This window comes from Pseudomonas sp. MWU12-2319 (genome assembly GCF_023242525.1).
GTDB lineage: Bacteria > Pseudomonadota > Gammaproteobacteria > Pseudomonadales > Pseudomonadaceae > Aquipseudomonas > Aquipseudomonas gingeri_D.
The window spans coordinates 227,572-241,342 of sequence record NZ_JALJES010000012.1; the positions used below are offsets into that span (position 1 = coordinate 227,572).

At 61.7% G+C, this 13,771-nt stretch carries 10 protein-coding genes and 2 tRNA genes; 3 read left to right on the forward strand and 9 right to left on the reverse strand.

Going from position 1 to position 13,771, the window contains the following annotated elements:
- The first annotated feature begins 266 nt into the window (after window positions 1-266).
- Window positions 267-1,364 carry a PLP-dependent cysteine synthase family protein gene (locus M5C01_RS20530; RefSeq protein WP_177100213.1) on the forward strand — a complete coding sequence of 366 codons (1,098 nt, stop codon included), beginning with the start codon at window positions 267-269 and terminating at the stop codon, window positions 1,362-1,364.
- A gap of 133 nt (window positions 1,365-1,497) precedes the next feature.
- Here the strand turns inward: M5C01_RS20530 and M5C01_RS20535 are convergent, their stop codons facing one another.
- From M5C01_RS20535 to rimO, 5 genes are all read right to left on the reverse strand, one after another.
- Window positions 1,498-2,268, reverse strand: a complete 771-nt coding sequence (locus M5C01_RS20535; RefSeq protein WP_103496416.1) for an SDR family oxidoreductase — start codon at window positions 2,266-2,268, stop codon at window positions 1,498-1,500.
- 104 nt (window positions 2,269-2,372) lie between these two features.
- Complete coding sequence (locus M5C01_RS20540) at window positions 2,373-2,834, reverse strand: DUF1456 family protein (RefSeq protein WP_103496417.1); 462 nt, start codon at window positions 2,832-2,834, stop codon at window positions 2,373-2,375.
- Between the two features lie 54 nt (window positions 2,835-2,888).
- On the reverse strand, window positions 2,889-3,599 hold the full coding sequence (locus M5C01_RS20545; RefSeq protein WP_152740242.1) for an rRNA pseudouridine synthase: 711 nt from the start codon (window positions 3,597-3,599) through the stop codon (window positions 2,889-2,891).
- 75 nt (window positions 3,600-3,674) lie between these two features.
- Window positions 3,675-4,124, reverse strand: coding sequence for a GNAT family N-acetyltransferase (locus M5C01_RS20550; protein WP_152740243.1), 450 nt, complete (start codon window positions 4,122-4,124; stop codon window positions 3,675-3,677).
- Window positions 4,125-4,226: 102 nt separating this feature from the next.
- The gene (rimO, locus tag M5C01_RS20555) at window positions 4,227-5,564 is read right to left on the reverse strand and encodes a 30S ribosomal protein S12 methylthiotransferase RimO (protein WP_103496420.1); all 1,338 of its coding nucleotides are present in this window, start codon (window positions 5,562-5,564) and stop codon (window positions 4,227-4,229) included.
- Window positions 5,565-5,866: 302 nt separating this feature from the next.
- Between rimO and M5C01_RS20560 the strand changes: the two genes are divergently transcribed.
- The gene (locus M5C01_RS20560) at window positions 5,867-7,768 is read left to right on the forward strand and encodes a potassium transporter Kup (protein ID WP_152740244.1); all 1,902 of its coding nucleotides are present in this window, start codon (window positions 5,867-5,869) and stop codon (window positions 7,766-7,768) included.
- Window positions 7,769-7,843: 75 nt separating this feature from the next.
- On the opposite strand, the gene M5C01_RS20565 is transcribed toward M5C01_RS20560, so the two are convergent.
- The 4 genes from M5C01_RS20565 to M5C01_RS20580 form a co-directional block, all read right to left on the reverse strand.
- Window positions 7,844-9,124 carry an AcvB/VirJ family lysyl-phosphatidylglycerol hydrolase gene (locus M5C01_RS20565; protein WP_152740245.1) on the reverse strand — a complete coding sequence of 427 codons (1,281 nt, stop codon included), beginning with the start codon at window positions 9,122-9,124 and terminating at the stop codon, window positions 7,844-7,846.
- Window positions 9,124-11,766, reverse strand: coding sequence for a bifunctional lysylphosphatidylglycerol flippase/synthetase MprF (gene mprF / locus M5C01_RS20570; protein ID WP_103496424.1), 2,643 nt, complete (start codon window positions 11,764-11,766; stop codon window positions 9,124-9,126). Before mprF ends, M5C01_RS20565 begins: the two co-directional genes overlap by 1 nt.
- A 278-nt stretch (window positions 11,767-12,044) precedes the next feature.
- Window positions 12,045-12,121: transfer RNA gene (locus M5C01_RS20575), tRNA-Met, on the reverse strand.
- Between the two features lie 196 nt (window positions 12,122-12,317).
- Window positions 12,318-12,394 (reverse strand) — tRNA-Met (locus M5C01_RS20580).
- A gap of 294 nt (window positions 12,395-12,688) precedes the next feature.
- Here M5C01_RS20580 and dinB point away from each other — a divergent pair.
- Window positions 12,689-13,750, forward strand: a complete 1,062-nt coding sequence (gene dinB / locus M5C01_RS20585; protein WP_152740246.1) for a DNA polymerase IV — start codon at window positions 12,689-12,691, stop codon at window positions 13,748-13,750.
- Window positions 13,751-13,771: the final 21 nt, after the last annotated feature.

The window sequence follows — 13,771 nt, forward strand, 5'->3', positions numbered from 1 at the left end:
TGTTAGTTGTTAAAACAAAAGTTATATTCTTTTTTGTTATAAGCGGGTGATTGAGGGGCTGACCGCAAAAGCCTAGCAGTTGTGTGTCTAATTGCGTCTTCACTGTATCTGTGCGGTCGGTAGGAAACTTCCTATAGTTAACGGATTATTGCCGTGGAGCCTGTCAGGGCTCCGATCTCTGTTTATCCTTCAGCGGTTTGGCCCTGGGCCAGTGGCGCAGCCAGCCGTCAGTGCTTTCGAGCACCTCCGTTCCAAGACGAGTACCCATCATGAGCGACAACCGACAGTGGGCCCGGGAAGCGATCCGGATCATTGAAGCCGACTTCCAGCGCAGTGCCGACACCCACCTGATCCCTTTGCCGCTGCCGGGCCTGCCGGGCATCGAGCTGTACTTCAAGGACGAGTCCAGCCATCCGACCGGCAGCCTGAAGCATCGCCTGGCGCGTTCGCTGTTCCTCTATGCGCTGTGTAATGGCTGGCTGCGTCCGGGCGCGCCGGTGATCGAGGCGTCCAGCGGTTCGACGGCAATCTCCGAAGCCTATTTCGCGCGCCTGCTGGGCCTGCCGTTTATCGCGGTAATGCCGGCCACCACGTCCCAGGAAAAGATCGCGCAGATTGCCTTCTACGGTGGCAAGAGCCACCTGGTGCAGGACCCGACGCAGATCTATGCCGAGTCCGAGCGCCTGGCCCGGGAGAGCGGCGGCCATTTCATGGATCAGTTCACCTACGCCGAACGGGCCACTGACTGGCGGGCGAACAACAATATCGCCGAGTCGATTTTCCAGCAGCTGCGTTTCGAGCGGCATCCGGAGCCGAGCTGGCTGATTTCCAGCCCAGGTACCGGCGGCACCACGGCGACCCTGGGGCGTTATGTGCGTTATCGCCAGCATGGCACCCGGGTGTTGTGCGCCGATGCCGAGCGTTCGGTGTTCTTTGACTTTTACCTGACGGGGGACGCCGGCCTGCGTCTGGACTGCGGTTCGCGGATCGAGGGGATCGGGCGTCCACGGGTCGAGGCGTCGTTCCTGCCCAAGGTGATCGATGCCATGGTCAAGGTGCCGGATGCCTTGTCCCTGGCGGCCATGCATTACCTGGCGCAGCGTTTGGGGCGGCGGGTCGGCGGTTCCAGCGGCACCAACCTGGTCGGTGCGCTGATGGCGGCACGGCAGATGGTCCAGGCGGGAGAGAGCGGGTCGATCGTGGCGATCCTCTGTGACGGCGGCGAGCGTTACGCCACCACCTATTACGATCCGCAGTGGCTGAAGACCCAGGGGTATGAGCTGGATGGGCTGATCGCGGCCGTGGCAGCCAGTGTCGAGCGCGGCGAGGCGCTGCCCGAAAGCGTGTTGCGGGCCGGGATCTGAACTTGTGGGAGCGGAGCTTGCCGGATCGCCGCACCGCCGCGAAGTTTTTAGCGGCCACAAGGGCCCCTTCGCGAGCAAGCTCTGCTCCCACAGGTATGGGGTTCCACAAGTTAGTCTTCGGTATTTCCTGTGATTACAGGCTGAAGCCGCCATCCAGAGGAATGATATTCCCGGTCATATAAGCCCCGGCGGTACTCGCCAAACTGATCGCCAGCGCCGCCATCTCTTCCTCGCGCCCCCAGCGCTTCATGGGAATCAACGCCGTGTCCTCGGCCAGCGCCTGCTCGTCGGCGCCGATATGCTGGGTCATCTTGCTCGGAAAGCGTCCCGGCGCGATCACATTGACGTTGATGTGCTGGCTGACCAGCTCCCGCGCCAGAATCCGTGACAGTTGATGCAGTGCCGCCTTGCTCGGGCCATAGGCATAGGCCTGCTCGCCGAAGGAAGAAATCCCCGCCACCGAACCGATATTGATGATTCGCGCCGGGTTCGCCGCCGAGCCGGCCTTGCGCAGTAGCGGCAGGAATTGCTGGATACAGTTGAAGACCGAGGTCACGTTCAGTTGCATGACCTTTTCCCAGCCCTTCACCGGATAGCTTTCCAGCGGCGCACCCCAGGTGGTGCCGGCGTTGTTGACGAGGATATCCAGTCGATCGATCCGCTCACCCAGGCGCGTTGCCAGCGCCAGCACACCCTCTTCGGTCGCCAGGTTGGCGGCCAGGGCCTCACAGTGCCCGAGGGCGCCGAGTTCATCGGCGGTCTGCTGGCAGGCTTCGGCATCCCGGGCACAGACGTAGACGTGGGCACCGGCCTCGACAAAGGCCTTGGCGATCATCTTGCCGATGCCACGGGTACCGCCGGTGACCAGGGCGGTGCGGCCTTGCAGGGAGAAGTAAGGGTGCATGGCGAATCCTGAGTGCGAAAAGGTATCGATACCCTAGCCGTCAGGAGTCAAAAGCGGAGCCACTATTGGGCGGCGCAATGATGCGCCATGCACGTCGAAGTAGATCAGCCGCGAACGCGCAGCGTCAGCCCCTTGAGGAAGTTGCGCAGCAACTGGTCGCCGCAGGGACGGTAGTTGGTGTGGCCGAACTTGCGGAACAGCGCGCTCAGCTCGGGCTTGGACACCGGGAACTCGGCGGCCTTGAGAATCGCGTGCATGTCGTCTTCCTTCAGTTCGAAGGCGACCCGCAGTTTTTTCAGGATGATGTTGTTGGTCACCGGCAGCTCGACCGGCAGCGCCGGACGGCTTTCGTCCTTGCCGCGCTTGAAGATCACCAGGCCATCGAGAAAGTGCGCCATGACCTCGTCCGGGCAATGCACGAAGCCTTCTTCCTCATCCTTTTTCAGGTAGGTGATGACATCGGCCTTGGCCACTTCGAAGCCGGTCAGCTTGATGAGCTCGACGACCTTGTTGTCGCTGATGTCGAGCATGTAGCGCACGCTACGCAGTACGTCGTTGTGAATCATGTGAACCATCCTGAGAGGTAGACGCCGCGCATCTGCGCGACGTTGAAGCGGGGATTAGAATTTTTCCTTGGTCGACAGGTAGCGCCATTGGCCCACGGGCACCTTGCCGATGGAGACGCCGCCGATACGGATCCGACGGATGGACACGACCTTGAGCCCGACCGCCTGGCAAAACAGCGCGATCACCCCGGGTTGCGGGTTTTTCATCGCGAAACGCAGGCGGTTCTCGTTCTGCCAGCTGGCTTTCACCGCGGGCAACTCGCGGCCCTTGTAGGTCAGGCCATGGCTCAGGCGGTTGAGACCGTGCTCGACGATATCGCCGCTGACTTCCACCACATATTCCTGCTCGATCTTGGCGGTGTCGGCGGTGAGCTTGCGGAGGATTTTCCAGTCCTGGGTGAACACCACCAGGCCGCTGGCGCCGGCTTGCAGGTCGGCACCCGCGGTCAGGCGCAGGAAGTGCCCCTTGAGCGGACGCTTGCCATAGCGGTGTTCCTCGGAGAGCGTCTCGGCGTGCAGCAGTTGCATGGCCGCCTCGGGGTTCAGGCCGACCGGTTGGTGCAGCAACAGGGTCACCGGCTCCGGGGCGGTGGCCTTGGCTTCGGGGTCCAGTTCGACTTTCTGGGCTTGGACCTTGAACTGCGGCTCGTCGATGACTTCGCCGTCGACCGTGACCCAGCCGCCTTCGATGAACAGTTCGGCCTCCCGACGGGAGCAGCCGACCAGCTCGATCAGACGTTTGGAAAGGCGGGTGGGTTCAGACATGACGGCGGCCGTAAAAAAGGGGGGCGGCTATTGTACCTGCCTGGCGCCGGTTAAGCCCGGCAACATTTGTCGCACTCAGCGCTTGAGGCGCAGATGCAGCAAAGGATAGGGCTGGCCCATGCCATCCTTCTCCGAGCGACCGATCACCTCGAAGCCCTGCTTGAAGTAGAAACCGACGGCCTGGGCGTTCTGTTCGTTGACGTCCAGTTCATCGGCATTCAGGTGTTCGATGGCGTAGCGCAGCAACAGCTTGCCCAAGCCCGTGCCGCGTGCGTGCGGGGCGATGAACAGCATTTCGACCTTGCCCGCCGCGACCCCGGCAAAACCGGTGATGCGCTGGCGCGAATCGCGGGTACAGACCAGCATGACCGCATCCAGGTAGTGGGTCAGCAGCATGTTCTTCAGCAGTTGGAGATAACTGTCCGGCAGGAAGTCATGGGTAGCGCGCACCGAGTCTTCCCAGAGCTGGGCCAGTTCCGGGTAGTCACCGGGCTTGGGGGTTTGGATCACCGGGAGCTGGGGCATGTAGCAGATTCCTTCCATCGCGGTTGTACACACGCCAGACTATAGCCGTAAAAAAGCCCCGCATCTCGTTGAAAGAGCGGGGCTTTTCAGATTATTTACAGCTTAGATCGTTTCAGCCCAGAGGTCGTATTCGTCGGCGTCGGTGACCCGGCACCAGACCTTGTCGCCGGGCTTGAGATCGCCGGCGCCTTCGATAAACACGTTGCCGTCGATTTCCGGGGCGTCGAAGAAGCAGCGACCGACCGCACCCTGTTCGTCGACTTCGTCGATCAGCACTTCGATATCGCGGCCGATGCGCAGTTGCAGGCGGGCGGTGCTGATGGCCTGTTGATGGGCCATGAAGCGATCCCAGCGCTCCTGCTTGACGTCATCCGGGACCACGTCCAGGCCAAGGTCGTTGGCCGGTGCGCCTTCGACCGGCGAGTACTGGAAGCAGCCGACGCGGTCGAGCTGGGCTTCGGTCAGCCAGTCGAGCAGGTACTGGAAGTCTTCCTCGGTCTCGCCGGGGAAACCGACGATAAAGGTCGAGCGGATGATCAGGTCCGGACAGATTTCCCGCCAGTTCTTGATCCGCGCCAGGGTCTTGTCTTCGAACGCCGGGCGTTTCATCGACTTGAGCACTTTCGGGCTGGCATGCTGGAACGGGATGTCCAGGTACGGCAGGATCTTGCCGGCGGCCATCAACGGGATCAGTTCGTCGACATGGGGGTATGGGTAGACGTAGTGCAGGCGTACCCACACGCCCAGGCTGCCGAGGGCTTCGCACAACTCGGTCATGCGGGTTTTCACCGGAGCGCCGTTCCAGAAGCCGGTACGGTACTTCACGTCGACGCCGTAGGCGCTGGTGTCCTGGGAGATCACCAGCAGTTCCTTGACCCCGGACTTGACCAGGCGCTGGGCCTCGTCGAGTACGTCACCCACCGGACGGCTGACCAGCTTGCCGCGCATCGACGGGATGATGCAGAAGCTGCAGCTATGGTTGCAGCCTTCGGAAATCTTCAGGTAGGCGTAGTGGCGCGGGGTCAGCTTGATGCCTTGCGGCGGCACCAGGTCGATCAGCGGGTTGTGGTCCTGGCGCGGCGGCACGACTTCGTGCACGGCATTGACTACCTGCTCGTACTGCTGCGGGCCGGTCACGGCCAGCACGCTGGGGTGCACCTTGCGGATATTGCCTTCTTCGACACCCATGCAGCCGGTGACGATCACCTTGCCGTTTTCCTTGATGGCTTCGCCGATCACTTCCAGGGACTCGGCCTTGGCACTGTCGATAAAGCCGCAGGTGTTGACCACCACGACGTCGGCGTCCTGGTAGGTGGACACCACGTCATAGCCTTCCATGCGCAGTTGCGTAAGGATGCGCTCGGAGTCGACCAGTGCTTTCGGGCAACCCAGGGATACGAAGCCGACCTTGGGGTTGGCTGGCGCGGTAGGGGTGGACATGTCTAACCTCGGTATTAGGGTGTCGAGCCACTTGGGACAAGGGCGTCGCGTGGGCGCTGATGCGCCTCTGATCAAAAAGTGCGCAATTCTAGCGATGGCCGAGGCACTTGACCAGCTTTATGCAGGGAAATGCGACGAGTGCTGCGCTATGCTTCGCCCGATGCGAGTTGCTGTCATTTTTTGTTTCAAATATCCGATGACTTATAAATCGTCGGCAACTGTAAGAAAAACAGCGCATGCTGCGTGAAAAAGCAAATAGTGCTTCTTGAAAGAAGCCTTATTCCGGGGTGTAGGAGTAGTTGATGGGTGGTCAGGCAGTGAGTGAGGGGCAGGTCGGGCACTCGACGGCAAAGCCGTTGGGTATGCTGGTAGCGGCGGTAGGGGTGGTGTACGGCGACATCGGCACCAGCCCGTTATATACCCTCAAGGAGGTGTTCACTGGTGGTTACGGGGTGCCGGTCGACCATGACGGTGTCTTCGGGATTCTGGCACTGATCTTCTGGTCGCTGGTCTGGGTGGTCTCGATCAAGTATGTGCTGTTTATCCTGCGGGCCGACAACCAGGGCGAGGGCGGGATCATGGCCCTGACCGCGTTGGCGCGGCGAGCATCGGCGTCATACCCGAAATTGCAGTCGACGCTGGTGGTTCTCGGGTTGATCGGCGCGGCACTGTTCTATGGCGACAGCATGATCACGCCGGCGATCTCGGTGCTCTCGGCGGTCGAGGGTCTGGAAATTGCCTTCGACGGGTTGGAGCATTGGGTGGTACCGCTGTCGCTGGTGGTGCTGGTGGCGTTGTTCTTGATCCAGAGGCATGGCACCGCGAGTATCGGCAAGCTGTTCGGGCCGGTGATGGTGGCGTGGTTCGTGGTACTGGGGGTCATGGGCGCCTATGGTATTTCCCTGCACCCTGAAGTACTGAGCGCGTTGAACCCGATGTGGGGCGTGCACTTCTTTGTCATTCACCCGGGCATGGGTGTGACGATTCTGGGGGCGGTGGTGCTGGCGTTGACCGGTGCCGAAGCCTTGTATGCCGATATGGGCCACTTCGGTCGCAAGCCAATCGCTCGCGCCTGGTTCGCCCTGGTGCTGCCGGCGCTGGTCCTGAACTACTTCGGCCAGGGCGCCTTGCTGCTGGGAAGCCCGGACGCGGCGCGCAACCCCTTCTATCTGCTGGCGCCGGCCTGGGCCTTGGTGCCGCTGGTGGTGCTGTCGACCCTGGCGACGGTGATCGCTTCCCAGGCGGTGATCTCCGGGGCGTTCTCCCTGACCCGCCAGGCGATCCAGTTGGGCTACATCCCGCGCATGCATATCCAGCACACTTCGAGTGCCGAGCAGGGGCAGATCTACATCGGTGCGGTGAACTGGACCCTGATGATCGGCGTGATCCTGCTGGTGATCGGGTTTGGCTCCTCCAACGCCCTGGCCTCGGCTTATGGCGTGGCGGTGACCGGGACCATGCTGATCACCAGTATCCTGGTGGCGGCGGTGATGCTGTTGCTGTGGAAATGGTCGCCGATCCTGACCGTGCCGATCCTGGTGGGCTTCCTGCTGGTGGACGGGCTGTTCTTCGCCGCCAACGTGCCCAAGATCGTCCAGGGCGGTGCCTTCCCGGTATTGGCGGGGATCGTGCTGTTTATCCTCATGACCACCTGGAAACGCGGCAAGGAGCTGCTGATGGACCGCCTCGACGAAGGGGGCCTGCCGTTGCCGATCTTTATTGGCAGTATTCGCGTGCAGCCGCCTCATCGGGTGCAGGGTACGGCGGTGTTCCTGACCGCACGGCCGGATGCGGTGCCCCATGCGTTGTTGCACAACTTGCTGCATAACCAGGTGCTGCATGAGCAGGTGGTGTTGCTGACGGTGGTGTACGAGGACATTCCGCGGGTGCCGACGCAGCGACGGTTCGAGGTCGATGCCTATGGCGAGGGGTTCTTCCGGGTCATCCTGCACTTCGGTTTTATCGATGAGCCGGATGTGCCTGAGGCGCTGAAGCTGTGTCATCTGGACGAGCTGGATTTCAGTCCGATGCGCACCACCTACTTCCTCAGCCGTGAGACGGTGATCGCTTCGAAGATCGTCGGGATGGCGCGCTGGAGGGAGAGTCTGTTTGCCTTCATGCTGAAGAATGCCAACGGTAACCTGCGTTTCTTCAAGTTGCCGGTGAACCGGGTGATCGAACTGGGGACCCAGGTCGAGATCTGATTCCACGGGTATGAAAAAGCCCCCGTTGCCTTGCGGCAGCGGGGGCTTTTTCTTTGGGCGCCTACAGGGCTCGCATCATTCGCTTTTGACCTGACGCTTCTGGATAGCATCCACCAACCGCTTGGCCAGCGCCGGGTAGTTCTCGTCGAAGTGATGACCCCCTGGCAGCTTGACGGCCTCTCCCACCGCGGTGGTGGTGGTGCAGCCACTTTCCTTCACTTCGTCCTGGCCATAGATACACAGCACCTTGGCTGCCGGCAGCTTGGCCATGTCCGGGCCAGTATCGAGTTCCATGCCGGCCTTGCCCAACCAGCCGTCAACGTGGATCTCGAAACTGCCGCTGCGGGCGAACGCCAGCAGGATGATCGCGTCGACCCGCTGCTGCTCGTTTTCCGGCAGGCGGTTATAGATCGCCGGCAGTACGTCGGCACCAAAGGAGTAGCCGGCCAGGACGAAACGCTTGGCACCCCATTTCTGCCGGTAGTGCTGCATCAGTTCGGTCAGGTCGGCGGCCGTCTGTTCCGGGCTCTTGTGCTGCCAGTAGTAGCGCAGGGTATCGATGCCCACCACCGGGTAGCCCATCTTCGACATATAACCCGCCGCGTCGCGGTCCAGGTCACGCCAGCCGCCGTCGCCGGAGAGGAACAGGGTCACGGTGTCGCTGGTCTTGTCCGCCGGGACTTCCACCACCGGAATGGCCAGGCCGCCGTTGTCCGTGCCCACCAGCATCTTGCGCAGTTCGTTGTTCAACACCTGGGGCAGCTTGATGTCGTAGTCGCTGATGCTGGTTTCGGCATTCGCCTGGTCGCGCACGAACGCCGCGCTCGGATCATCCGGGCCGTCGTTCCAGGCCACCAGCCAGTGGCCGTGGGCCGCGGTCTTCGGTACCGGGGTCGTGCAATCCGGTTGATCGAGGACGAAGCCCACCGAGATCGCCTGGGCCTTGTCGCTGGTCTGGGACGCCAGCCAGTTCCAGGCCAGGGACGCACCCGGGCCAACGCCGCTGACCAGGGTCGCCGGGCCCTTCAGTTGTTGCAAGGCATTGTCCAGGGCCTTCTGCTGCTGTGTGCAGTTGTCCTTGGGCAGGATCACCTGGACGATCAGCGCCGCGCCGCTGCGACTCAGTGCGGACAACTGTGTGTCGCTCAGGGCATCTTCGGCGAGGGTCGCCACGACTACCTGGGCCTTGGGTGTCGTGCCAGGGGTCAGGCGGGTCAGGGTCGAACCGTCGGCCTGGCTCAAGTGTTCGAGAGTAGGTTCCGGTGGAGGGCGGTTCCAGAACCAGTAGCCGCCTCCCGCAAGCGCGGCCAGGAGCAGCACGATTACCAGTAACAACCGCCAGGAGCGTTGAATCATCAGCGTTTCACCAATCCAGTCAAGCCGCCTGCAATCAGGGCGGCGGTATCGGCCAATGCGACCAGCGGATCAAGTCCTGCCGGCACGGCCATGTAACGGGGTTCCCAATCAGGCTGGAACTTGTCCTTGAAACGACGCAGGCCCTGGAAGTTGTAGAGCTGCTCGCCGCGTTGGAACACCATCGAGCCCAGACGCTGGGTCAGTGGTGCGCCACGCCGTGGTTGCAGGCCTGACAGCGGGACCATCCCCAGGCTGAAACGCGCGTATCCGTGAGCCTTATAATGCTGAATCAGGCCAACCATCAAGAACTCCATGGTCAGCTTGGGGGCGTCGGGGTGCGAACGCATCAGGTCGAGACTGGCCAGTTCATGGCTGTGGGTCTCGAGCAGATTGGCGAACGCCACCGGGCGCCCCTCGAAATGGATGATCGCAACGCGGAAGTGGTTGATGTACTCGGGGCTGAAACGGCCCAGGGAGAAACCTTTCTCGCGCACGTTCTTGCCGGTGAGCCAGGCGTCGGAGATGACCTTGAGCTCATCCAGCGGCGCCTGCCCCGGTTCGTAGATCTCCAGCGACAGGCCGTCGCGGCTACCACGGTTCCAGGTGTAGCGCAGGTCCTTCATCTCCTTGCCCTTGGACTCGAGGTCAAAGCGGTGCAGGTCGACCCGGGCTTCTTCGCCGAGCTTGATGGCGGTCAGGCCGATGTCCATGTAGTACGGCAGGTTTTCCGCACGCACCTGATAGAACACCGGACGGGCATGATGGGTGTCGCACAGGTCGCGGAATTGCCAGATCAGTTCGGCACGCTGGCGCGCCGGGCCGATCGGGTCATACAGCGCCACCAGGCTGCGGCCACGACGGGCGTACATCAGGAAAGCGGTGTCGGTGGGGTGGAACAGGAACGCCTTGTCGCCGGTCAGGGCCAGGCCGCCATCAGGCTGGTCCGAGGCCATCAGCACCTTGACCGCCCGCTCCATTTCATCGGGCGTGGGCTGGTGGATCACTGGGCGCGCGGTACGCAGCAACCAGGTCAGCGAAACGGCGACCAGGACCACGGCGGCCCCCAGCAGTGAACGCAGGCCACGGGGGGCATCACCATCCAGCGCGAACTGCCACCACAGCTCGTGGCTGTAGGGCACGTCCTGGTAGGCGAACAGCAGCAGCCAGACCGAGGCACCGAGTACGCAGAGACTGGCCACTAAATAGAGTGGCGAGAACGGCAGTTCGGTGAGGCGGCTGGGTCGATAGAAGGAGCGGCGGAAAATCCCCAGCAGGCAGGCGGTGGCCGTCAGCATGCTGGCTTCTTCCCAGTCGAAACCCTTGAGCAGCGAGAGCAGGGCGCCCACCAGCAGCAAGGTCATGGTCAGCATCCAGGCGGCGGACAGGCGTCGACGCAGGCCCTGGGCCAGCAGCAGGCACAACACGCCCACCAGGCTGGCGCCGAAGTGCGAGGCGTCGATCAGGCGGTCCGGTACCAGGAAGTCGATGCCTTCCAGGCGTGTGTCGATTTCCGGGGTCGCGCCGGAGAACAGCAGGACCACACCGGACAGGAACACCAGTACGGCGAGGATCGGTGCCGCGAAACCCGATGCCACCCGCATGCTCTGGCGGGTACTCATCAGCCGCTGGGCTTCGGTACTCAGCAGGGCCAGGCAGGCCAGCAGCAAGGGCAACAGCACATAGATCAGGCGATAGAGCAGCAGCGCGGCGGCCAGTGGTGCGGCGCCCAGTTCATTGGCAAAGGCGGCCAGCAGGATCGCTTCGAACACGCCCACGCCGCCGGGCACATGGCTGAGCACACCGGCGGCCAGGGCCAGCAGGTACACCAGCAGGAAGGCGCCGAACGGTGGGGCTACGGGCAACAGCAGATAGAGCACGGTCGCGGCGGCGGCCACGTCCAGGGCGGTAATCACCAGTTGCAGCAGGGTCAGTCGGGCACTCGGCAGGCGCAGGGTGCGACGTCCGACCTTGACCAGCAGGTTGTCCTTGATCGGTTGTTCCGGCAGGCGCCGGCGATAGATGCCGACCGCCAGCAGGGCGGTCAAGGCCAGCACGACCACGGCGATGCCGCCGAGGAGATAGATCGGCAAGTGCAGGGCTTCGGACGCCGCGGGCAGGTTGCTCAGGGTTGCCAGGGCGGCCAGGGGGGGCAGCGCGCAACCCAGCGAGAGACTGGCGAACAGGGTCATCCGCGCGACTTCGGCGGCCCCCAGGCCGAAACGGGCATAGAGTCGATAGCGCACCGAACCGCCGGACAGCAGCGACAAACCAATGGCGTTGCCGATGGCGAAGGCGGTGAAACCGCCGAGTGCCAGAGTGCGCTTCGGCAGTTGTACATCAGCGTAACGGCTGGCGGACCACTCATAGCCCAGCAGGATAATGAAGCCGATGGCGGTCGCCGCCAGGGCGCCGGCCAATGCTGGCTTGGGCACGCTGAGAATCGAATCGTGCAGGGCGTCCAGGTCGAGTTCGATCAACAGGTGGCGACAGGCGATCAGGGCGATAGCGAACAGGAACAGAGTGATGGCCAGGCCGACGGACTGCCGGTACTTGCTCAACAGATCCAGCCAACGGAGACGGTTGGCGGAGATCGGGTGTGTTGCTGTAACAGTATCGTGTGGTTCGGACGAGTTGGCGCGCATCAATCACCTCTAGGATTGTGCGCGACAGGATGGGGGTATCCAGCCAAGTTACCAATCCCTATGGACAAAATAATTGCAAATATTAACGTGTCTGGCCGTTGTACGGCGACCCACGCCCCGGGCTGTTGTAGAGGAAGTTTGTTGCGGATTCAGCTTAGCCTGTGCACCCATTGACTGCGTTATCCGTCGAGGGTTCGATCCGTCCTGCCTTGATTGGATGAAAGTTTTTTTGGCGGATACAAAAAAGGCCACTCTTTCGAGCAGCCTTTTCTGATATTTGGTTGCGGGAGCCGGATTTGAACCGACGACCTTCGGGTTATGAGCCCGACGAGCTACCAGACTGCTCCATCCCGCGTCTGTGTGGCGGCATTCTACAGCCGAACGGCGGGGTGTCAACCGTTAATGGTCCGTTTGGTCAAAATAATGTGCAAAACCTCGATTTGACCGGCTGCTTTCGCTAAGTATCAGACAATCAAGGTTTTTTCAGGCTGCCAGGTGAAAACACCCACGCACAAAAAAGGCCACTCTTTCGAGTAGCCTTTTTTGATGTTTGGTTGCGGGAGCCGGATTTGAACCGACGACCTTCGGGTTATGAGCCCGACGAGCTACCAGACTGCTCCATCCCGCGTCTGTGTGTCGGCATTCTACAGAGAAACGCTGGGCTGTCAAACCCTAATTGAGGAAAACCCCTTTATTGTTCAACCGCTTAGCGCTTGAGGTGGGCTCTTCATCGGGGCTTGGGGCCATGCTGGGCAAGGCTTCCAGCTCTATCGACGAGTGCTTTTCGATTAAAAAAATAAATTCATAGGGGTTGTTTCCTACAAGTAAAGAGGAAGAATCAAACTACTGGTGCTATATACAGGTGTCGGTGAGATACTGCTGGCCTGTAGTGTTTCCGCTCCCTGAATGAACCTGTGTTTTCATGACGCAACGCAAAATCATCCACGTCGACTGTGATTGCTTCTACGCCGCCATCGAGATGCGTGATAACCCGAGCCTGGCCGGCAAGCCCATGGCGGTGGGCGGTTCAGCGGATCGGCGGGGGGTGATTGCCACCTGCAATTACGAGGCGCGAGCCTTTGGCGTGCGTTCGGCGATGTCGTCGCGGCATGCCTTGAGCCTGTGTCCGGACCTGGTCATCGTCAAGCCGCGCATGGATGCCTATAAGGAAGCGTCGAAGGATATCCAGGCGATCTTTCGCGACTACACCGATCTGATCGAGCCCTTGTCCCTGGATGAAGCCTACCTCGACGTGTCCGACAGCCCGCACTTTGCCGGCAGCGCGACACGCATTGCCCAGGACATCCGGCGCCGGGTCTCCAAGCAATTGCATATCACCGTCTCCGCCGGAGTGGCGCCGAACAAGTTTCTGGCCAAGATCGCCAGCGACTGGAAAAAGCCCAACGGATTGTTTGTGATCACACCGGATCAGGTGGAGGACTTCGTTGCCGGCTTGCCGGTCAACAAGCTGCACGGGGTCGGCAAGGTCACGGCGGACAAGCTCGGGCGATTGGGAATTACCGATTGCCTGCAATTGCGCGAATGGGGCAAGTTGGCCCTGGTCCGCGAGTTCGGCAGTTTTGGCGAGCGCCTGTGGGGATTGGCCCGGGGCATCGATGAGCGGCTGGTGCACAACGATAGCCGGCGGCAGTCGGTGAGTGTCGAAAACACCTACGATGTTGACTTGCCGGACCTTGCCAGTTGCCTGGAAAAACTCCCCGAACTGATGGAAACCCTCGCCGGGCGCATTGCCCGACTCGACAGCAGCTATCGGCCGGGCAAGCCGTTCGTCAAAGTGAAGTTCCACGACTTTACCCAGACGACCCTGGAGCAGGCCGGGGCAGGGCGGGATCTGGAGGGTTATCGGCAGTTGCTGAGCCAGGCTTTTGCCCGAGGCGACCGGCCGGTGCGGTTGTTGGGGATTGGTGTGCGTTTGCAGGATTTGCGCGGTGGGCATGAACAGCTGGAGTTGTTCAGCGGCTGAAGCGATTAGTCTTCAGCCCGC